At 71.5% G+C, this 21,309-nt stretch carries 16 protein-coding genes; 6 read left to right on the top strand and 10 right to left on the bottom strand.

Annotated features, from left to right (window positions below; genetic code table 11):
• Positions 1-36: 36 nt before the first annotated feature.
• The 7 genes from murD to rsmH all read right to left on the bottom strand — a co-directional run bounded on the left by murD (position 37) and on the right by rsmH (position 9,199).
• Positions 37-1,464 (bottom strand): UDP-N-acetylmuramoyl-L-alanine--D-glutamate ligase, encoded by a 1,428-nt coding sequence (gene murD / locus OOK38_RS22620; protein WP_266757780.1) that lies wholly within the window; start codon positions 1,462-1,464, stop codon positions 37-39.
• Positions 1,446-2,519, bottom strand: coding sequence for a phospho-N-acetylmuramoyl-pentapeptide-transferase (mraY, locus tag OOK38_RS22615; protein WP_266757782.1), 1,074 nt, complete (start codon positions 2,517-2,519; stop codon positions 1,446-1,448). Before mraY ends, murD begins: the two co-directional genes overlap by 19 nt.
• Positions 2,516-3,922, bottom strand: coding sequence for a UDP-N-acetylmuramoyl-tripeptide--D-alanyl-D-alanine ligase (gene murF, locus OOK38_RS22610; RefSeq protein ID WP_266757784.1), 1,407 nt, complete (start codon positions 3,920-3,922; stop codon positions 2,516-2,518). The genes mraY and murF overlap by 4 nt, the downstream gene beginning before the upstream one ends.
• A gap of 4 nt (positions 3,923-3,926) precedes the next feature.
• Positions 3,927-5,447, bottom strand: a complete 1,521-nt coding sequence (locus OOK38_RS22605) for a UDP-N-acetylmuramoyl-L-alanyl-D-glutamate--2,6-diaminopimelate ligase (RefSeq protein WP_266765639.1) — start codon at positions 5,445-5,447, stop codon at positions 3,927-3,929.
• 203 nt (positions 5,448-5,650) lie between these two features.
• Positions 5,651-7,603 (bottom strand): penicillin-binding protein 2, encoded by a 1,953-nt coding sequence (locus tag OOK38_RS22600; RefSeq protein WP_323178821.1) that lies wholly within the window; start codon positions 7,601-7,603, stop codon positions 5,651-5,653.
• Between the two features lie 5 nt (positions 7,604-7,608).
• Positions 7,609-8,169 carry a hypothetical protein gene (locus OOK38_RS22595; RefSeq protein ID WP_266848753.1) on the bottom strand — a complete coding sequence of 187 codons (561 nt, stop codon included), beginning with the start codon at positions 8,167-8,169 and terminating at the stop codon, positions 7,609-7,611.
• Between the two features lie 22 nt (positions 8,170-8,191).
• Complete coding sequence (rsmH, locus tag OOK38_RS22590; protein WP_266757790.1) at positions 8,192-9,199, bottom strand: 16S rRNA (cytosine(1402)-N(4))-methyltransferase RsmH; 1,008 nt, start codon at positions 9,197-9,199, stop codon at positions 8,192-8,194.
• Positions 9,200-9,625: 426 nt separating this feature from the next.
• Between rsmH and OOK38_RS22585 the strand changes: the two genes are divergently transcribed.
• The 4 genes from OOK38_RS22585 to OOK38_RS22570 all read left to right on the top strand — a co-directional run bounded on the left by OOK38_RS22585 (position 9,626) and on the right by OOK38_RS22570 (position 15,228).
• Positions 9,626-10,174 (top strand): carbonic anhydrase, encoded by a 549-nt coding sequence (locus OOK38_RS22585; RefSeq protein ID WP_266757792.1) that lies wholly within the window; start codon positions 9,626-9,628, stop codon positions 10,172-10,174.
• Between the two features lie 265 nt (positions 10,175-10,439).
• Positions 10,440-11,477: a MoxR family ATPase gene (locus OOK38_RS22580; protein ID WP_266757794.1), complete on the top strand. Its 1,038-nt coding sequence runs from the start codon at positions 10,440-10,442 to the stop codon at positions 11,475-11,477.
• A complete protein-coding gene (locus tag OOK38_RS22575; protein ID WP_266757796.1) occupies positions 11,477-12,841 on the top strand; it encodes a DUF58 domain-containing protein in 1,365 nt (454 codons plus the stop codon). Before OOK38_RS22580 ends, OOK38_RS22575 begins: the two co-directional genes overlap by 1 nt.
• A complete protein-coding gene (locus OOK38_RS22570) occupies positions 12,838-15,228 on the top strand; it encodes a DUF3488 and transglutaminase-like domain-containing protein (protein WP_266757798.1) in 2,391 nt (796 codons plus the stop codon). Before OOK38_RS22575 ends, OOK38_RS22570 begins: the two co-directional genes overlap by 4 nt.
• A gap of 429 nt (positions 15,229-15,657) precedes the next feature.
• Here OOK38_RS22570 and OOK38_RS22565 read toward each other — a convergent pair whose 3' ends face one another.
• The 3 genes from OOK38_RS22565 to OOK38_RS22555 all read right to left on the bottom strand — a co-directional run bounded on the left by OOK38_RS22565 (position 15,658) and on the right by OOK38_RS22555 (position 17,959).
• On the bottom strand, positions 15,658-16,056 hold the full coding sequence (locus OOK38_RS22565; protein ID WP_266757800.1) for a DUF3040 domain-containing protein: 399 nt from the start codon (positions 16,054-16,056) through the stop codon (positions 15,658-15,660).
• Between the two features lie 275 nt (positions 16,057-16,331).
• The gene (locus OOK38_RS22560; RefSeq protein WP_266757801.1) at positions 16,332-17,102 is read right to left on the bottom strand and encodes a methyltransferase; all 771 of its coding nucleotides are present in this window, start codon (positions 17,100-17,102) and stop codon (positions 16,332-16,334) included.
• Positions 17,103-17,404: 302 nt separating this feature from the next.
• Positions 17,405-17,959, bottom strand: a complete 555-nt coding sequence (locus tag OOK38_RS22555; protein ID WP_266757803.1) for an SAV_6107 family HEPN domain-containing protein — start codon at positions 17,957-17,959, stop codon at positions 17,405-17,407.
• 173 nt (positions 17,960-18,132) lie between these two features.
• Between OOK38_RS22555 and OOK38_RS22550 the strand changes: the two genes are divergently transcribed.
• Positions 18,133-19,221: an ATP-binding cassette domain-containing protein gene (locus OOK38_RS22550; protein ID WP_266848751.1), complete on the top strand. Its 1,089-nt coding sequence runs from the start codon at positions 18,133-18,135 to the stop codon at positions 19,219-19,221.
• Complete coding sequence (locus OOK38_RS22545; protein WP_266757806.1) at positions 19,193-21,277, top strand: YhgE/Pip domain-containing protein; 2,085 nt, start codon at positions 19,193-19,195, stop codon at positions 21,275-21,277. The genes OOK38_RS22550 and OOK38_RS22545 overlap by 29 nt, the downstream gene beginning before the upstream one ends.
• The last annotated feature ends 32 nt before the right edge of the window (positions 21,278-21,309 follow it).

Genomic DNA, 21,309 nt, shown 5'->3' with positions numbered 1-21,309 from the left:
CCGTCCCTCCCAGGTTCGCCCGGCGAGGCGGCCGGGTCAGGCGCCGAGTTCGCGGACCGCCTCCGCGAACGCGTCACCGCGCTTGTTGTAGTTGGCGAACATGTCCATGGACGCACAGGCCGGGGCCAGCAGCACCGTGTCCCCGGGCTCGGCGAGCCGCTCGGCCTCCCGGACAGCCGCGAGCATCGCCCCAGTGTCGGTCCGGTCGAGGTCGACGACGGGTACTTCAGGGGCGTGTCGCGCCAGGGCTTCGCGGATCAGCGCGCGGTCCGCGCCGATCAGGACGACGCCCCGGAGCCGCTTGGCCGACTTGGCGACCAGCTCGTCGAAGGTCGCGCCCTTGGCGAGCCCGCCCGCGATCCACACGATCGACTCGTAGGCCGCCAAGGAGGCTTCCGCGGCATGCGTGTTGGTGGCCTTGGAGTCGTCGATGTAGGCGACCCGGCCGACATCGGCGACGTGCGCGATGCGGTGCGCGTCCGGGGTGAAGGCCCGCAACCCGTCCCGTACGGCCCGCGCGGGCACCCCGTAGGCACGCGCGAGGGCCGCCGCGGCAAGGGCGTTGGCGATGTTGTGCGGGGCGGGCGGACGGACGTCGGAGACCTCCGCCAGCTCCTGGGCGTTCTTCTGCCGGTTCTCGACGAAGGCGCGGTCGACCAGGATGCCGTCCACCACGCCGAGTTGGGAGGGCCCCGGAGCGCCGAGAGTGAAGCCGACGGCCCGGCAGCCCTCCTCGACGTCCGCGGCGCGCACCAGGTCCTCGGTGGCCTTGTCGGCCACGTTGTAGACGCAGGCGACCCGATTGCCTTCGTAGATGCGGCCCTTGTCGGCGGCGTACGCCTCCATCGAGCCGTGCCAGTCGAGATGATCGGGCGCGAGGTTCAGTACGGCCGCGGAGTGGGCGCGCAGCGAGGGCGCCCAGTGGAGCTGGTAGCTGGAGAGTTCGACGGCGAGGACGTCGTACTGCTCCTCGCCGAGGACCGCGTCGAGGAGCGAGACGCCGATGTTGCCGACGGCCGCCGTGCGCAGGCCCGCCGCCTTCAGGATGGAGGCGAGCATCTGGACGGTCGTGGTCTTGCCGTTGGTGCCGGTGACCGCGAGCCAGGGCGCGGCCTTCCGGCCGTCCTGCTCCCGCAGCCGCCAGGCGAGTTCGACGTCGCCCCAGACCGGGACGCCCGCCGCGGCGGCCGCGGCGAACAGCGGCTTGTCCGGCTGCCAGCCGGGCGCGGTCACGATGAGCTCGGTGCCCTCGGGCAGGGTCGCGCCGTCACCGAGGCGCACGGTGACGCCGAGCGCCTCCAGCTCCGCGGCCTGCGCCCGGGCCCGGTCGTCGTCACCGTCGTTGACGACCGTGACGACCGCGCCGAGGCCGTGCAGGACCTTGGCCGCCGGGATGCCCGAGACGCCGAGGCCGGCGACGGTGACGTTCTTCCCCTGCCAGTTGGTCACTTCTTGGCTGCCCATCCTGCGTAGAAGAGGCCGAGTCCGACGATCACGCACATGCCCTGGATGATCCAGAAGCGGACCACCACAAGGACTTCGGACCACCCCTTGAGTTCGAAGTGGTGTTGGAGCGGTGCCATGCGGAAGACACGCTTCCCGGTCAGCTTGAAGGAGCCGACCTGGATGACCACCGACATGGTGATGAGGACGAAGAGGCCGCCGAGCAGGGCGACCAGGATCTCCGTGCGGGAGCAGATCGCGAGGCCGGCGAGCGCGCCGCCGAGGGCCAGCGAACCGGTGTCGCCCATGAAGATCTTGGCCGGCGAGGTGTTCCACCACAGGAAGCCGAAGCAGGCGCCCATGAGGGCGGCGGCGACGACCGCGAGGTCGAGCGGGTCGCGTACCTCGTAGCAGGCTCCCGGGTTGGTCAGGGTCGTCGCGTTGGCGCAGGACTCCTGGAACTGCCAGACACCGATGAAGGTGTAGGCGCCGAAGACCATCGTCGCGGCGCCGGTGGCGAGGCCGTCCAGACCGTCCGTCAGGTTCACGCCGTTCGACATGGCGAGGATCATGAACAGCGCCCAGACCACGAAGAGCACCGGGCCGATGGACCAGCCGAAGTCCTGGACGAAGGAGAGCTTCGTGGAGGCCGGAGTGTTGTTGCGGTTGTCGGCGAACTGCAGGGCCAGCACCGCGAAGGCGATGCCGACGATCAGCTGTCCGGCCATCTTCGCCTTGGCCCGCAGACCGAGCGAACGCCGCTTGACGATCTTGATGTAGTCGTCCAGGAAGCCGACCAGGCCCATGCCCGCCATCAGGCCGAGCACCAGCAGGCCCGAGAACGTGGGCGCGTAGCCCGTGATCACCTTCGACAGGAAGTACGCGATGATCGTCGCGAGGATGAAGGCGATACCACCCATGGTCGGCGTACCGCGCTTGCTGTGGTGCTCGCGCGGGCCGTCGTCGCGGATGTACTGGCCGTAGCCCTTGCGGGCCAGCAGCTTGATCAGCAGCGGAGTGCCGACCAGAGTCAGGAACAGGCCAATGACTCCCGCGAACAGGATCTGCTTCATCATCGGGCGGAAACCTCACCCTCGGCACCGTCGGCGAGCAGCGCGAGCGCCACCCGTTCCAGCCCGACGGACCTGGACGCCTTCACGAGCACGACGTCCCCTGGGCGCAGCTCGCTGCGCAACAGGTCGACAGCCGCCTGTGCGTCGGACACGTGCACCGACTCCTCACCCCACGAACCCTCGTTATATGCGCCCAGTTGCAGCCAGGACGCTTCCCTGCCCCCGACCGCGACGAGCTTGCCGACATTGAGCCGGACGGCAAGCCGTCCGACCGCGTCGTGCTCGGCGAGCGCCTCGTCCCCGAGCTCGGCCATCTGACCGAGCACCGCCCACGTACGACGTCCCTTGCCCATCGACGCGAGCGCGCGCAGGGCGGCTCGCATGGACTCGGGGTTCGCGTTGTAGGCGTCGTTGACGACCGTCACGCCGTCCGGACGCTCGGTGACCTCCATCCGCCAGCGGGAGAGGGAGCCCGCCTCGGAGAGCGCGCGGGCGATCTCGTCTGCGGACATGCCCAGCTCATGGGCGACGGCGGCCGCGGCGAGCGCGTTCGACACGTGGTGCTCACCGTACAGGCGCATGGTCACATCACTGCACCCGGAGGGTGTGCGAAGGCTGAAGGCGGGCTGTCCGTTCTCCGTGAGCCGGACGTTCTCGGCCCGTACGTCCGCTTCGTCGGACTCTCCGAAGAGGATCACGCGTGCCTTCGTACGGGAAGCCATGGCGCGAACGAGGGGATCGTCGGCGTTGAGGACCGCCGCGCCGTCCTCGGGGAGGCTCTCGACGAGCTCGCCCTTTGCTTGCGCGATCTGCTCGCGGCCGCCGAACTCGCCGATGTGGGCGGTGCCGACGTTGAGGACGAGACCGATCTTCGGCGGGGTGAGGTCCGCGAGATAGCGGATGTGGCCGATGCCGCGGGCGCCCATCTCCAGCACGAGGAACTTGGTCTCCTCGGTGGCGCTGAGCGCGGTGAGCGGCAGTCCGATCTCGTTGTTGAGGGAGCCGGGGGTGAAGACGGTCGGCGCCTTGCTCCGCAGCACCTGGGCGATCAGGTCCTTGGTGCTGGTCTTGCCGGCGGAGCCGGTGAGGGCCACGAGGGTCGCGCCGAGCCGTTCGACGACATGGCGGGCGAGGGCACCGAGAGCCGTCTGCACGTCGTCCACGACGATGGCGGGCACGCCGACGGGGCGGGACGCCAGAACGGCGGCCGCGCCGGCTGCGATCACCGCCTCGGCGTAGTCGTGGCCGTCCACGCGTTCGCCGACGAAGGCGACGAAGAGACTGCCGGACTCCACTTCACGGGAGTCCCTGACGACCGGTCCGGTGACCTGTAGCGCCGGATCCGGTATGTCGTACGTCTGCCCGCCGACGACTGCTGCGATCTCGGCGAGAGAGAGGGCGATCACAAGTTCATCCCTGAGTCTTCTGGATAGCTTCGCGAAGCACCTGGCGGTCGTCGAAGGGACGCACCACCCCGGCGATGTCCTGGCCCTGCTCGTGGCCCTTGCCCGCGACCAGCACGGTGTCGCCCGGCTTTGCGCGCGCGACGGCCGCGGCGATGGCGGCGGCCCGGTCCTCGAAGACCTGGACCTCGGCGCGCTCGTGCGCCGGCACCTCGGCGGCGCCCGCGAGCATCGTGGCGAGGATGGCGAGGGGGTCCTCGGAGCGGGGGTTGTCGGAGGTCAGGACGGCGGTGTCGGCGAGCCGGGCCACGGCCGCGCCCATCGGCATCCGCTTGGTCCTGTCACGGTCTCCGCCGCAGCCGAGCACCACGTGCAGCTTGCCCTCGGTCACCTTGCGCAGGGCGCGCAGGACGGATTCGACGGCGTCCGTCTTGTGGGCGTAGTCGACGACGGCGAGGTACGGCTGGCCCTCGTCCACGCGCTCCAGCCGGCCCGGGACCCCCGGGACGGCGGCGATACCGTCCGCGGCGGTCTGCGGGTCGATGCCGGCGACCGCGAGCGCGACGATCGCGGCGAGCGTGTTCGCCACGTTGAAGGGGCCCGCGAGCGGCGAGCGGGCGGTGATCCGCTCACCCTTGGGGCCGATCGCAGTGAACGTCGAGTCCATCGGGCCGACTTCGACGTCCTCGGCGCGCCAGTCGGCGTCCGGGTGGCCCTCGGCGGAGAAGGTGACGACCGGGACGGTCGCCTCCTCGCTGAGCCGGCGGCCGTACTCGTCGTCGAGATTGACGACGCCGAGCCGGCTGCGTCTGGCCGTGAACAGCTGCGCCTTGGCCTGGAAGTAGTCCTCCATGCCCGTGTGGAACTCCATGTGTTCCGGGCTGAGGTTGTTGAAGACGGCGACGTCGAAGACGCAGCCGTCGACGCGGCCGAGGACCAGCGCGTGGCTGGAGACCTCCATCGCGACGGAATCGACCCCGCGCTCGCGCATGACGGCGAACAGGGCCTGCAGGTCGGTGGCCTCGGGCGTGGTGCGCTCCGACTTGATGCGCTCGTCGCCGATGCGCATCTCGACCGTGCCGATCAGGCCGGTGGAGCGGACCGTCTTCAGGCCGCCCTCGACGAGGTAGGCCGTCGTGGTCTTGCCGGAGGTGCCCGTGATGCCGATCTGGAGGAGATCGCGCCCCGGGTGGCCGTAGATGGTGGCCGCCAGCTCGCCCATCGAGCCGCGCGGGTCCTCTACGACGAGGACGGGCAGACCGGTGGCCGCGGCGCGTTCGGCGCCGGTCGGGTCGGTGAGTACGGCGACCGCGCCGAGGCCGGCCGCCTGGGTCACGAAGTCGGCGCCGTGCAGACGGGCCCCGGGCAGGGCGGCGTACACGTCGCCGGGTCGCACCGCGCGGGAGTCATGGGTGATGCCCGTGACCCCGGCGTCGCTCTCCGGCGCCTCGGCGCCCAGCTGATCGGCCAGCTCCGCGAGGTGGATGGCGGAGACGTGAACCGGACGCGGCGGCCCCGGATATGTCACAGGAACGCCCTTCTGGGTGGTTTGGGACTGATCAGCGTGTGGCACGGCGGTGAGCGTACCGGGCTCACCCCCGCCTGGGCGAAGCGAGGGCTCGGGCTCGGCGTCCGAGGAGGAGTTGTTCCCGGGGTCCGGGGTGATCGTTGTCACGAGTGGTTCCTGGTCCGTTGTGCGTGGGGGCGATCAGGGTGTGCGGTCGGAGGCGGTCACGGCGTGAATTCGACGGGCAGACGGGCCGCGTGGGCACCGGTGGGCGGGACCTGGAGGGTCTTCAGGGCGAACTCCATGACCTGCTTGTAGACGGGTCCGCAGATCTGACCGCCGTAGTACAGGCCCTTCGTGGCGTTCTGGATCGCGCAGTAGACGGTGATCCGGGGCTTGTCCGCGGGGGCGAATCCGGCGAACGACGAGGTGTAGCCGTGGTACTTGCCGGTGGCCGGATCCACGCGGTTTGCCGTACCCGTCTTGCCCGCGACCCGGTAGCCGGGGATGCGCGCCTTGGCGCCGGTGCCCTGCTCGTCGTCCACCACGGACTCCAGCATCTGGGCGAGGGTCTTCGCCGTCCTCTCGCTCACGACCCGGGTCTTCTTCGGCTCGGCGGCGGGCGTGAAGCGACCGTCGGCCCCCTTGGTGCCGCGCACCAGGGTCGGCTCGATACGGACACCGCCGTTGGCAATCGTCGAGTAGACGGAGGCCGCCTGCATCGCGTTGATTGACACGCCCTGGCCGAAAGGAATCGTGTACTGCTGCGAGGTCGACCACTTGTCGGGCGGCGCGAGGATGCCCGCGGTCTCACCGGGGAAGCCGAGCCCGGTGTGACTGCCGATGCCGAACTTGCGCAGGTACGAGTAGAGGACCCGGTTCGCCTGCTTCTGGGTCTTGCCGAGCTGGCCGGTCGCCAGGATGGTGCCGATGTTGCTGGACTTGGCGAGCACCCCGTTGAGCGTGAGATACCAGGTGGTGTGGTCGATGTCGTCCTGGAAGAGCCGGTCCCCGCGGTGCAGCCGGTTCGGCACGACGACGTGCGTGCCGGGGGTGGCCACGTTCTCCTGGAGGACGGCGGCCATGGACATCAGCTTGGCGGTGGAGCCGGGCTCGTACGCGTCCTGGAGGGCCGCGTTGCCCATGGCCGCGGCGTTGGCCTGGGTGAGGTCGTTGGGGTCGAAGCCGGGCGAGTTGGCCATGGCGAGGATCTCGCCGGTCCTGGTGTCCTGCACTATCACGTACCCGCGGTCCGCCCGGGACTTCTTCACCTGCTCGCTGATGGCGTCCTGCGCGGCCCACTGGATGTCCCGGTCGATGGTCAGCTCGACGTCGGAGCCGGCCACGGCCGGTGTCTCGGTGGAACCCACGGTCGGCACCTGGCGGCCGCCGGACTGGGCGTAGCGGATCTTGCCGTCCTTGCCGGTGAGCTCCTTGTTCAGCTGCTGCTCGATCCCGCCGCCGCCCTTGCCGTCGGCGTTGACCCAGCCCAGTATCCCGGCGGCGAGATCGCCGTTCGGGTACACGCGCTTGCTGGCCGGTACGGCGAGGACGCCCGCGAGGACGTTGACCGTGCTCTTGTCGGTCTCCGCCTTGGTCCCGAGGGTGCTCTTCAGGTCCTTGATCTGCTGCCAGACCTGGGGGGTGCGGCGGTGCGCGAGGAGCGTGTAGCGGGTGTTCTTCGTCCGCAGCTTCCTGGCGACGGTGTCCGTGTCCTGGCCGATGATCGGGCCGAGGAGCGCGGCGGCCTGCTCGGGCGCGTCCCCCACCTTGGTGGCCTCGCGCGTGAACATCGTCGGGTCGGCGGTGATGTCGTACGCGTCCACGCTCGTCGCCAGCTCGACGCCGTCGCGGTCGGTGATCCCGCCGCGCTCGGCGGCCAGTGTGCGTCCGACGTACCGGTTCTGCTCGGCCTTCGCGGTATAGGTGCTCGCGTCGACGGCCTGTACCTGGAGCAGCCGTACGACGAACGCGATCATCACCAGCGTCAGCGCGAGACTGACCATGCGCAGACGGGGGCGGGGGCTGCCGAGCCGGATGACGCGCGGGCCGTCGGGACGGGCCGGGGCCGGGCGGCGCACGGGGCGGCCCCCCGGACCCGGGCGGCTCCGGCCGCCGGGGCGTGCGGGCCTGGCGGGGCCGGGCACTCGGCGGCGCGGCGGTTCCCTGTCGGACACTTCCGTCACCTGCCGGGGGTCGTGGAGGGCTGTGTGGACGGGGCGGGGGCCCGGGTGGTGTGCGCGCCCGGGGACGGCTGCCGCGGGGCGGGTGCCGAGGCCGTACTGGGTGCCGCGCGCGGTGCCGGGCCCGCGGCGGGGCTCGTGGGCCGGGCGAGGACCTCGGGCGGGGGGATCATCGGGGCCCGCGCGGCGGACTGCCGGCCGGCGGCTCCGGGGACGCCCTTGACCGTGCCGTCGGGGTCGAGGAAGGCCGGGTCGCCGCCGGGGACCATGCCGAGTTCGCGGGCGCGGCGCTGGAGGGCGTCGGGGGCGGAGTAGGCGTCCACGTCCCGCTCGAGGCCCTGCTCCTCGTCGGTCAGGCTCTTGGTGTCCTTCTGGAGGTCGTCGAGGCGGAACGCCCCTTCGCTGAGCGCCGAGTTCAGCACGAGGAGCCCGATGAGACCGCCGCCGAGGAGGAGGACGACCAGGAGGACGAAGGGAGTGCGGGCGGCCTGCCCGGCGCCGGCCGGAAGGAGCCGCGCGAGCCGCGCGGCCCGCCCCCTGAGTTCGGGTTTGCCGCTCACACGCCCTCCCTCTCCCCGCGCCTCACTCGGCGGCGTCCTCGCGGATGCGTTCCGCCCCCCGCAGCCGGGCGGGAGCCGCTCGCCGGTTCTCGGCGACCTCTTCCTCCGTGGGAAGTTCGGCACCGCGGGTGAGGAGCTTGAGCCGGGGCTGATAGCGCTCGGGGACGACCGGGAGTCCGGGCGGCGCGGTGTTGGCGGCGCCGGCCGCGAACACCTGCTTGACCAGCCGGTCCTCCAGCGAGTGGTACGACAGCACGGCGATGCGGCCGCCGACGGCGAGCGTCTTCACGGCCGCGGGAACCGCCCTCTCCAGGACGCTCAGTTCACCGTTGACCTCGATGCGCAGCGCCTGGAAGGTGCGCTTGGCGGGATTGCCGCCGGTGCGCTTGGCCGCCTGGGGCAGCGCGTCGCGGATCAGTTCGACGAGCCGCGCGCTGTTGGTGAAGGGGTCCTTGTCGCGCTCGCGCACGACCGCGGAGACGATCCGCTTGGCCTGCTTCTCCTCGCCGTACGCCCGCAGGATCCGCACCAGTTCGCCCGGCGGGTAGGTGTTGAGCACCTCGGCCGCGCTCATGCCGGTCGTCTGGTCCATGCGCATGTCGAGCGGGGCGTCCTGCGCGTACGCGAAACCCCGGTCCGCCTCGTCGAGTTGCATGGAGGAGACCCCGAGGTCGAACAGGATGCCCTGGACGCGCGGGATGTCCAGGCGGTCGAGCACGTCGGGGAGTTCGTCGTAGACGGCGTGCACCAGGGAGGCCCGGTCACCGAAGGGAGCGAGCCGTTCTCCGGAGAGGCGCAGCGCCTCCTTGTCGCGGTCCAGGGCCACGAGCCGTGCTTCGGGGAACCGGGTGAGCAGTGCCTCGCTGTGACCGCCGAGTCCGAGCGTGCAGTCGACGACCACGGCTCCGGGCTCGGCGAGGGCCGGGGCGAGCATGTCCAGGCACCGGTCGAGCATGACCGGGACGTGTCGGCTCTGCCCCTCCGGTCGCCCGCTGCCGCCCTCGTTGGGGAGCGCTTCGCGCCCTGTCATTCCGGGCCCTCTCAGGTCCGGCGCGGCCATACGCACCGCCGGGTCCCCACCCGCTCGGGAAGGGGAAGGTCTGCTGGCGCCGGATGAGTGGCGTCAGCCGACCGGGAGCGGGAGGAGGCCGAGCCGTACGTACGCGCCGCGCACGCGGGGAGACTCCGGAAAGTCGCCGGGTCTCCAGGGAAAACAGTCCAGCGGGGAGAGCCTCGCCTCCCGCTTCGCGTCACTTTAGTCCACGGTGTCTCGCGGTCAATCAACCGGCATGCGCGTCGCGGACCCCGCTCGGAGCGAAGCCGCGGATCCGGAAGAATCACCCGAACGGGCACGTCGTCACCGCCCGTGTGGATTACCTCACAACAAGCCGCGATGACATTTTTTGTCCCCTCTCACAGCAGGACTGCCTCGGGCGTGACCAGTAACGTCATGGGTATGACGACTTCCGCATCTGTTCCCACCGAACCCGAAGGCGCCATAGCCGCAGAGCGCACGGTCACCGACCGACTCGTCGACGCGAACGGAAAATACGCCGCCGCCTTCACCGACCCGGGGATGGACGCCCGCCCCGTGCTGCACGTCGCGGTGGTCGCGTGCATGGACGCCCGGCTCGACCTGCACGCCGCGCTGGGCCTGGAACTGGGCGACTGCCACACCATCCGCAACGCGGGCGGCGTGGTCACCGACGACGTGATCCGTTCCCTCACCATCAGCCAGCGCGCGCTCGGCACCCGCAGTGTGGTCCTCATCCACCACACCGGCTGCGGCCTGGAGTCCCTCACCGAGGACTTCCGGCACGACCTGGAGATGGAGGTCGGCCAGCGCCCGGCGTGGGCGGTCGAGGCCTTCCGGGACGTCGAACAGGACGTACGGCAGTCGATGCAGCGGGTGCGCACCTCCCCGTTCCTGGTGCACACCGACGACGTCCGCGGCTTCGTCTTCGACGTCACGACCGGCCTGCTGCGCGAGATCGACCCCTCCTGACCGGCACCGCAGGACCCCCCGGTCGCCGACCCTCGGCCGCCCGTGGGACCCTCTCTTCACCAAAAACCCCGACCGTCCGCTGCCCAAAGGGCCGTAAAACCTGACATATCGCGGCCAGTTATCCACAGGCGAGTGACACGAACCGGTAACGGCAACAAGAATGCGGGTGTGACGTCACGCGGAACCTTTCGCGCGTGGTGTCCGTGTTTCGGGGTGGGCCGGTCCGCACAGGGCGTCGGCCCGGGAAAGGGCCGAGGAGGGCCGGGTGACGACCTATGACGATCGAGCGAGCCTTACAGATCTGACCGCCACTGTGGAGCGTGTCCGCAGTTCGGTGGAAGGAGTGATCGAAGGCAAGCCTGAGGTCGTACGGCTTTCGCTGACCGTGCTGCTCGCCGAGGGGCATCTTCTGATCGAGGATGTCCCGGGCGTCGGCAAGACCATGCTGGCCAAGGCGCTGGCACGGTCCATCGACTGTTCGGTGCGGCGTATTCAGTTCACGCCCGACCTGCTGCCCTCGGACATCACCGGTGTGTCCATCTGGGACCAGCAGCGCCGGGACTTCGAGTTCAAGCCGGGCGCGATCTTCGCGCAGATCGTGATCGGCGACGAGATCAACCGCGCCTCGCCCAAGACGCAGTCCGCGCTCCTGGAGTCGATGGAGGAGCGGCAGGTCACCATCGACGGGACGACCTACGAACTGCCCAGCCCGTTCATGGTGGTGGCCACCCAGAACCCGGTCGAGATGGAGGGCACCTACCCGCTGCCCGAGGCGCAGCGCGACCGCTTCATGGCCCGCGTCTCCATCGGCTACCCCAGCGCGGACGCCGAACTGCAGATGCTGGACATCCACGGCGGCGTGAACCCGCTGGACGACCTCCAGCCGGTCGCCCACGCGCACGAGATAGTGAAGCTGATCGACGCGGTCCGCACGGTCCACGTCGCCGATCCGGTGCGCCGCTACGCGGTGGACCTGGTGGCGGCCACGCGCACCCACCCCGACCTCAGACTCGGCGCCTCGCCGCGCGCCACGCTGCATCTGCTGCGCGCGGCGAAGGCGTCCGCCGCTCTCAGCGGCCGGGACTTCGCGCTGCCGGACGACGTGCAGGCGCTCGCCGTCGCGGTCCTGGCCCACCGCCTGCTGCCCACGGCCCAGGCACAGTTGAACCGCCGCACGGCCGAGCAGGTCGTCCAGGAGATCCTCCAGCGCACCCCGGTGCCCGCCGCTCCCCAGCAGCAGTCCGGCCTCTCGATGGGCCGGGGCACGCCCACGTACGGTCAGCAGCCGCCCCGGAGGCTGTGATGACGCAAGCGGGCACGGGGCACACCGCCGAGGAGGACAAGGGCGGGCTGCGCACCGCGCTCGCCGGGCTCACCACACGCGGTCGCTCGTTCCTGGCCGCCGGAGTGGCCGCCGCGATCTGCGCGTACGTCCTGGGGCAGAGCGATCTGCTCCGGGTCGGCCTCCTCCTCGCGGCCCTCCCGCTGGTCTGCGCGACCGTGCTGTACCGCACCCGCTACCGGGTCGCGGGCAGCCGCAGGCTCTCCCCCGGGCGCGTGCCCGCCGGCTCCGAGGCCCGCGTCCATCTGCGCATGGACAACATCTCGCGCCTGCCCACCGGCCTGCTGATGCTCCAGGACCGGGTGCCGTACGTGCTCGGTCCGCGCCCCCGCTTCGTGCTGGACCGGGTGGAGGCGGGCGGCCGCCGCGAGGTGTCCTACCGGGTGCGCTCGGACCTGCGCGGCCGCTACCCGCTGGGCCCGCTCCAGCTGCGGCTGACCGACCCGTTCGGCATGTGCGAGCTGACCCGCTCCTTCTCGACGTACGACACCCTGACGGTCATCCCGCGCGTGGAGGCACTGCCTCCGGTGCGGCTGACCGGCGAGGCGAAGGGGTACGGCGACGGGCGGCAGCGCTCCCTGGCCCTGGCGGGCGAGGACGACATCATTCCGCGCGGCTACCGCTACGGCGACGACCTGCGCCGCGTGCACTGGCGGCTGACCGCTCGCTACGGCGAGTTGATGGTCCGCCGCGAGGAGCAGCCCCAGCGCTCCCGGTGCACCGTGCTGCTCGACACCCGTGGCATCGCCTTCCAGGGCGCGGGTCCGGACGCGGCCTTCGAATGGGCCGTCTCGGGCACGGCGTCGACCCTGGTCCACATGCTCGAACGGGGCTTCTCGGTCCGCCTTCTGACGGACACCGGCAGCTCGGTGCCCGGGGAGGGCGCCGACGGGTTCGCGGGCGCCAGCCAGGAATCGGCGGACGCCGCCGGGATGATGATGGACACGCTCGCCGTCATCGACCACTCGGACGGCACGGGCCTGTCCCGGGCGTACGACGTGCTGCGCGGTGGCAACGAAGGACTGCTGATCGCCTTCCTCGGCGATCTCGACGAGGAGCAGGCGACCGTGCTCGGCAAGATGCGCCAGCGCAGCGGCGGGGCCGTCGCCTTTCTGCTGGACAGTGAGTCCTGGGTGCGGGAACCGAGCGAAGTGCCCGGCCCGTTGGACAGGAGCGTGGACCGGCTGCGGATGCTGCGCGAGGCGGGCTGGACCGCCGTCATGGTGCCGCGGGGCGCGTCGCTCGCGGACCTGTGGCGCGAGGCCGACCGTCAGCGCACGCACGTGGCGTCGACAGGTACTACCGCGGGGGGTAGTGGGACATGAGCGGGCGAGCCCGACTGACACTGTGCGCGGCCGCGGCCACACTGCTGGCTTCCTGCGCGCTGCTGCCGCTGGTGGACCCGGCGACATGGATCTTCCAGGCGGTGTTCCTGGTGGCCGTGCAGACCGGTGTGGGCGCGCTGACCCGGCGGGTTCCGCTGGCCCGGCCGCTGACCGTGGCGGCACAGGCTCTGGTGACGCTGATGCTGCTGACGCTGATCTTCGCCCGGCAGCAGGCCGTCGCCGGTATCGTCCCCGGGCCCGAGGCCTTCCAGCACTTCGCGACACTCCTCCAGGCGGGCAGCGCCGACGTCGGCCGGTACTCGATTCCGGCACCCCTGTCGGACGGAATCCGGCTGATGCTGGTCGGCGGCGTCCTGATGATCGGACTCGCGGTGGACGCGCTCGCGGTGACCTACCGCAGCGCCGCCCCCGCCGGCCTTCCGCTGCTCGCCCTGTACTCCGTCGCCGCGGGCCTCTCCGGCGGCGGCGCGGCCTGGCTGTGGTTCCTGCTCGCGGCCGCCGGCTATCTGATGCTGCTGCTGGCCGAGGGCCGGGACCGGCTCTCGCAGTGGGGTCGCGTCTTCGGCGGAGCGCCCCGCGCTCCCGGCCCCGAGCCCGCGGACGGCGCCGTCGCGCCCGTCCGCACCGGGCGGCGGATCGGCGCGGTGGCGCTGGGCGTCGCCCTGGTGGTGCCGCTCGCCCTGCCCGCGCTCGACGGCGGACTGCTGGACGCCACGGGACGGGGCGTGGGCAACGGCTCCGGGGGCGGCGGCACGATCTCCGCGGTGAACCCGCTGGTCTCACTCCGCGACAGCCTGAACGTGGACGAGGACCGCACGGTCCTGACGTACCGCACCAACACCGCGGAGACGCAGGACCTGTATCTGCGGATCGTCTCGCTGGACGAATTCGACGGCACGGCCTGGAAGCCGGCCCAGCGCCACATCGAGGACGTGCCGAAGTCGTTCCCGGCGCCGATCGGTCTCGCCGACCGCGTCAAGCGGGCCACGATCCGGACCCGTATCGCGGCGGCCGACTGGTACGCGCAGGACTGGCTGCCGATGCCGTATCCGGCCAGCAAGGTCGACATCGACGGCAGCTGGCGGTACGAACCCGTGGGGCGCACCCTCGTCGGTGACCACGGGCAGAACACCCGCGGTGTGCAGTACGAGGTCACGAGCCTGATGGTGCAGCCGACCGCGGAGGAGCTGGCGAGCGCCCCGGAGCCCTCGCCCGCGATGAGGCGCCAGTTCACCAAGGTTCCGGAGTCGTTGCCCCCGCTGGTGGCGGACACGGCCCGCAAGGTCACCAAGGGCTCCGCCAACCACTACGAGCAGGCGGTCAAGCTCCAGGACTACTTCGCCGTCAGCGGGAACTTCCGGTACGACACCGAGGTGCAGGCCGGCAGCGGCTCCGCCGCGATCGCGAACTTCCTGAAGGACAAGGAGGGCTTCTGCGTCCACTTCTCCTTCGCGATGGCCTCGATGGCGCGGACGCTGGGGATACCGGCCCGCGTGGCGGTGGGCTTCACGCCCGGGTCTCCGCAGGCGAACGGTTCGATGTCGGTGAGCCTGCGGGACGCGCATGCCTGGCCCGAGCTGTACTTCGAGGGCGTGGGCTGGACCCGCTTCGAGCCGACCCCGAGCCGGGGCACGGTTCCCGCGTACACCCAGACGAACACCCCGGGCAACGACGCACCGGTCGTGCCCAAGCCCTCGTCCTCGGTGTCCGCGGCGCCCTCCACGGCACCGTCGGCCAGCGAGAGCTGCTCGCCGCAGCTGCGGAAGCTGGCGGCGTGCCCGAGCGAGTCCTCGGCGGCGGCGGTCGGTGCCCAGGACGACGACTGGCCCTGGCTGAACAACCTCGGGCTGGCGCTGGCCGGGCTCGTGATCCTGGGTGTGCCGCTGCTGCCCATGCTGTGGCGGCTGCGGACACGGACCGTCCGGCTCGGCGGCCACGGCCGCACGGAGGCGGACGTGGCGGCGTACACGCTGGGGGCCTGGCTGGAGGTGACCGATACGGCGTGGGACTACGGGATCGCGCCGGAGGAGTCGCAGACGCCGAGGAAGGCCGCCGAGCGCATCGTCCGGATCGGGGAGCTCGATCCGGAGGCCTCGGCCGCGGTGCACCGGCTGGCCGCGGCCGTGGAGCAGGTTCTCTACGCTCCGCACCCCCGGCCGGTGGCAGGACTCGCGAACGACGCGCGCCGTGTCGCGGAGGCCCTCAGTGCCTCCGCGAGCCGTCCCGTCCGTCTGCGTGCTCTCCTCGCCCCGCGTTCGGCCGTCCGGGTGATCTGGGCGGCCTCGGCCGCCTGGACGACCCTCGGAGCCCGCGTCTCAGCCCGCAAGGAAGCCCTCCTGCACCGCCCGTCGAGCCAGACCCCCTGACCGGCAGACCGGCCGCACCGGCCGGCCTGCCGGTCACGGGCTGGGCGATCGACGGGCGACGGGGCACCCGCTCCCCGCTGTGGGCAGGCGCCCCGCAGGGCGGGACGGGTGGGCACAGCCACCGGTGTGCCGGGTGCCGTTGAACGTGGGTCCCGGGCACCGGGCGGGCGGGTTCGCACCGCCGGCGGTTGCTCTCAGGACGTCCGAGCCGCCGGGACGCCCCGGGGCTGGCCGGCCCCGGGAGGGAGCGGGCTGCCCGGCCCCGGGAGGGAGCCCGGGGGCCCGAGGGAGAGCCCCGAGACCGAGCGGCTCCCGGCCCGGCACGACCGGCATGCGCACGGGCACCCGAACGCACGCGTGAGGGGGCGTCCACCCGGACCCGGGTGGACGCCCCCTCACGCGTATGTCTGCGGCTGCGACGCCGGAGGCTCAGTTACCGCCCTGTTCGTCGCGACGACGCTGCCAGCGCTGTTCGATGCGGTCCATCATGGAGCGGCGTTGCCGGCCCTGACGGCGTGCGGCGGGTGAGCCGGACGCGGCCGGCTGTTCACCCGGCTTGGGAGCTTTGCGCCAACCGGTGACGGCGAGCACCGCACAGCCCAGCATGACCAGGAAGCCCACCACGCTCAGCCAGATCTGAACTGCGACCATTCCAGCCATGAGGAGCGCGATACCCACCAGGAAGCCCGCGACCGCCTGGTAAACCCGTCGCCGGGTGTACGTACGCAGCCCGCTTCCCTCAAGCGCTGTCGCGAACTTGGGATCTTCGGCGTACAGCGCTCGCTCCATCTGCTCGAGCATTCGCTGCTCGTGCTCCGAGAGCGGCACGGAGTCCTCCTCATCGTGCAGTCGCCGGGGCGACCGGGGGTCCCCTTCAGGATAGGCAGGGAATCGCCCCCGTGAAACCCGCCCCTCTACGCCAATTCGCCAACCGGAACCCGGCATGGCGACCCGATGTACTGAGGCGTGCATTCCCCAGCGAACGGTCCGTCATGCCGGACGGTCTCCCTCGATCATACGGCGCCGAGCACTCGATCGGGTGGTCTGTGGCGTACTCCATCTGCTGCCGAGCCCCTGATCAGCGGCGCACCACGGGAGGCGGCTCAGCCCTCGGCGGTACCCCGGGCCTCGCCGAGCACATGGAGCTGTGTGGCCACGGAGTGGAAGGCGGCGAGTTCGGCCGCCGCCGCCTCCAGCTTCAGCAGGGCCTCCAGGGCGCCCGGCTCGGTGTCCACCAGGACTCCCGGCACCAGATCCGCGAAGACCCGTACGCCGTGCACGGCACCGACGTGCAGGCCCGCGCCGGCGACCAGGGAGGTGAGCTGTTCGGCGGTGAACCGGTGCGGAACAGGATCACCCTCCCCCCAGCGTCCGTCCGGGTCGTCGAGCGCGTGCCGGGCCTCCTTGAAGTGCCCGGCCAGTGCGCGGGCCAGCACGGCGCCGCCCAGACCGGCGGCGAGGAGGCTGAGCACGCCCTCGGGCCGCAGCGCGTCCACCACGTTGCGGACGCCCTCGGCCGGGTCGTCGACGTACTCCAGGACGCCGTGGCACAGCACGGCGTCGTAGCCGCCGCGCTCGACCACGTCGAAGAGTCCGTGCGCGTCGCCCTGGACACCCTGCACACGGTCGGCGACGCCGGCCTCGGCGGCGCGGCGCTCCAGCGCGAACAGCGCGTTCGGGCTGGGGTCGACGACGGTGACACGGTGACCGAGACCGGCGACGGGCACAGCGAAGTTGCCGCTGCCGCCACCCGTGTCCAGCACGTCGAGCGACTCCCGCCCGGCGGCCTTGACCCGGCGGTCCAGGGCGTCCTTGAGGACCTCCCAGACCACGGCGGTACGGAGAGAAGCGCGGGGGCGCATCGGGTCCGACACGGCAGTTGACTCCTCGGCGCGGCACCGCCTGTTGAACGGCGGAGCGATCTTCGGGCCTCCCGGCGGGGAGGCAGCAGGCGCCTCCACCCTATTGCCTCCGCCGCCGTGAACGATCCTCCGTCTCACGTGCGCCGCATCGCGTGACGAGCGGGTGCCGGACGGGCGCCGAGCCGGTGGCCTCCCCGGGGTCCGCCCGATGCCCCGAAGCCGGTCGATCCGGGCTTCGCGTACCGGTCGATCCGAGGTTCCCGTACCGGTGGACGTGAGGTTCCCGCACCGGCCCGTCCTCGACACCGCCGCGGTCAACCCGCGTCCGGCACCCCCCTGTCCGCCCGCTCCCGGTCCCCGTCCTGCCGGGGCTGGGGCAGCACGGGCTGCAGCACCAGCATCCGCTCGACGAGGCGCAGGAACATGGCGACGTCGCGTATCAGGTCGTCGGCGTCGCGAGTGGTGGCCGCTCCCTGGATGCCCGCCTCGGCGCGGGCACGGCGGGTGGCCCCGGAGGCGAACAACGCGCTCCACTCGGTCAGTTCGGGAGCGATCTCCGGGAGGACTTCCCAGGCGCTGCGGATACGGGCCCGGCGTCGGGACGTGGGTTCCGGGCGGCCTCGCGCGGCCAGCACGGCGGCGGCGGTGCGCAGCGCGGCCAAGTGGGCTGTCGCGTATCGCTCGTTGGACGTTTCCAGGGCCGTCGCCTCGTCGAGCCCGGTGCGGGCCTGGGAGAGCAGGTCGAGGGCGGCGGGTGGCGCCGTGGCCCGGCGGAGCACAGGGTGCACGTCGCTCGCCGGGCCGTTCAGTGAGGGGGCAGGGCCGGTGGCGCGGCGCCGGCGGGCGGCGGCTGCGGAATTGCTGGCCATGACGAACCTCCTGTCGTCGCGTGACAGCACTGTGGCCGTATGTGCCCATCGTGAGGTATGCCACTGACAATCCGTTCTGACCTGGGCTTTTGCTTCGCTCGAAAGTTCGGGATAGTTTTTGCACTGACCAGTCAGTTCAAAAGTAGTTCCATGTTTCAGGGGATGGGGAATCTGTGGACGGTCCACACGGACTGGGCGTCACAGCTGAGGACTTCGGGCTCAAGGGGCCCCGGGGCTGGGCGTTCCGCGGGGTTCGACTCGAAGCGGAGCCCGGATCGCTCATCGCGATCGAGGGACCGTCCGGGTCCGGCCGCACCTGCCTGCTGCTCGCGCTCACCGGCCGGATGAAGGCCACCGAGGGGACGGCGGCCGTGGGCGCGGCCGGGCTGCCGAAGCAGATGGCCGCGGTGCGCCGGACGAGCGCGCTCGCACACGTGCCCGGGGTCACGGACCTCGACCCCGCGCTGACCGTCGGGGAGCACCTGCGCGAACGGGCGCTGCTGCAGCGGCGGTTCGGCGGTTCGCTGCGCGCCCTGCTGCGACCGCGCGGCGAGCGGGTGAGCGAGGCCAAGTCGCGGATCGGCGCCGCGCTGGCCGCCGCGGGACTCGACCCGGAGACGCTGCCCAAGGGGGCGAGGACCGCCGTACGCGATCTGGAACGGCTCGAAGCGTTGCGGCTGTCCGTCGCGCTGGCCCTGATCGGCCGCCCTCGGCTGCTCGGTGTCGATGACGCCGACCTCAAGCTCTCCGATGCCGAACGGTCCGACGTCTGGGCCCTGTTGGCGTCTCTCGCCGAGTCCGGCACCACGGTCGTGGCGGTGTGCAGTGAGGCCCCCGAGGGCGCCGTCGTCGTGTCCACCGCACCGAGCGACGCGTCGGGGACCGCCGGCGAACAGGGCCCCGGCGCCTCCCGCGAGACCGCGGCGACACCCGGGACCGAGACCACCGCCGACACCACCACCGCTGCCGCCGCTGCCACCACCAAGGCCGACACCGGCACCACCAAGGCCGACGCCGGCACCACCAAGTCCGACGCCGACGGCGGCACCGATGCGACGGCCACCAGCCCCACAGCCGAAACGGCCAAGGCCACCGACGCCGACGCCAAGGCCACCACCGACGCCGACGCCGACGCCGACAGCGACAGCGACAGCGACAGCGACAGCGACAGCGACAGCGACAGCGACAGCGACAGCGACAGCGACAGCGGGACCAACGACAAGGAGACGGCTGATGCGCTCACCGAAACTGGCCGCTCTTGAACTCCGCCGCTTCGGCCGGGGCAAGCTGCCGCGCGCCGCGCTCGCCGCGCTCCTGCTGCTGCCCCTGCTGTACGGCGCCCTCTACCTGTGGTCGTTCTGGGACCCGTACGGCCGTCTCGACCGCATCCCCGTGGCGCTGGTGAACGACGACAAGGGGGCGACGGCCGGCGGCAAGAAGGTGACGATCGGCGACAACATCACCGAGGGGCTGCACGACAGCGACACCTTCGAGTGGCACGAGGTGAGCTCCGCCGAGGCCCGCCGCGGCGTGGAGGACGGCACGTACTACCTGTCGCTGACCATGCCGGGCGACTTCAGCAAGAGGATCGCGTCCAGTTCCGGGGAATCACCCGAGACGGGTGCGCTCCAGGTGCGGACCAACGACGCGAACAACTACATCGTCGGGCAGATCTCCCGCACGGTGTTCAGCGAGGTACGGACGGCCGCGTCCACGAAGGCCTCACGTTCGTTCCTCGACAAGATCTTCATCTCCTTCTCGGACATCCACGGGGCGACCGTGCAGGCAGCCGAGGGCGCCGACAAGCTCAACGGCGGCATCGGCAAGGCGAAGAAGGGCTCCAAGGACCTCGCGGACGGCCTGAAGGAAGCCAAGAAGGGCAGCGGGAAGCTCTCCGGGGGCCTGAGGAAGCTCAACACGGGCGCCGGTGACCTGGAGGACGGTTCGCGCCAGGTCGCGGACGGCACCCAGGCGCTGGCCGACAAGGTCAACGGGGTCGCGGACAAGGTCGGCCCCTTCCTGAAGGACAACGAGAAGTCGATCGGTGACACGGCCCGGCTGGTCGCCGACTCGGCCGCGGGGATCCGCCACAACCTCGACACCCTGGTGAAGACGGCCCCGGCCGCGGCCAAGGGCGCACGCGCCGCGTCCGACACGCTGAACACCGTCTACCGCGCGCGCTGCGAGACCCTCCCGCTCCCCGACGCGGCCTGTCCCGACCTGAAGAAGGCCAAGGAGGCCGCCGCGGACGTCGTCAAGGTCGCCGACGACGTGAACACGCTGATCGACGACCAGGACGGCGACCTCGACGAGCTGGACAAGAACCTGGCCACGCTGGAGAAGCAGGCGCAGGCCCTCGCCGACCGCTCGCCGCATCTCTCCGAGGACCTCGACGACAGCGTCTCCAAGATCAACAAATTGAACGACGGCGCCTCCTCGGTCGCCAAGGGAGCGAAGCGGCTGCACTCCGGTATCGGCACCGCCAAGACCGGCGCGGCGGACCTCGACACGGGCGTCGGACAGTTGAGGACGGGCGCGAGCGACCTCGACGGCGGCCTGTACAAGCTCGTCGGCGGTTCCGGGAAGCTGGCCGGCGGACTGCACGACGGCGCCGACCAGATCCCCGACTACGACAAGCCCGACCGCGACCGGCGCACCCAGGTCATGGCCGACCCGGTGCAGCTGGCCTCCAGGGACCTGCACAAGGCGCCCAACTACGGCACGGGATTCGCCCCGTACTTCATCCCGCTGTCCCTGTGGGTCGGCGCGATGGTGGCGTACATGCTGATCCAGCCGCTGAACCGGCGCGCGCTCGCCGCGGGGGCCTCGGCGTGGCGGATCGCTCTGGCGGGCTGGCTGCCGGTCGCCGTCGTCGGCGTGCTCCAGACGGCCGCCCTGATGGCGGTGCTCCACTGGGCGATCGGCCTCCAGATGGTCCGGGCGGCCGGAACGGTGGGCTTCCTGTTCCTGGTGTCGGCCTGCTTCGCGGCGATCGTGCAGTGGCTCAACGCGCGCTTCGGGGCCGCGGGCCGGATCCTCGTCCTCGCCTTCCTGATGCTCCAGCTGACGTCGGCGGGCGGCACCTACCCCGTCCAGACCAGTCCGGGCTTCTTCAACGCGATCCACCCCTTCATGCCGATGAGTTACGTCGTCGAGGCCCTCCGGAGGCTCATCACCGGCGGCGGCCTCGAGCCGGTCCGGACGGCGTGCCTCGTCCTGACGGCGTTCACCGTGGGAGCCCTCGCGCTCACCGCCCTGTCGGCGCGCCGCAAGCAGGTGTGGACCCTCGACCGGCTGCACCCGGAGCTGAGCCTGTGACCAAGCGCGTGAGCGCTCCTGTGACAATCGGG

It is taken from the genome of Streptomyces sp. NBC_00568, assembly GCF_026341855.1.
GTDB lineage: Bacteria > Actinomycetota > Actinomycetes > Streptomycetales > Streptomycetaceae > Streptomyces.
The sequence above is the reverse complement of the archived record's forward strand: the minus strand, read 5'-3'. Positions and strand labels throughout refer to the sequence as shown.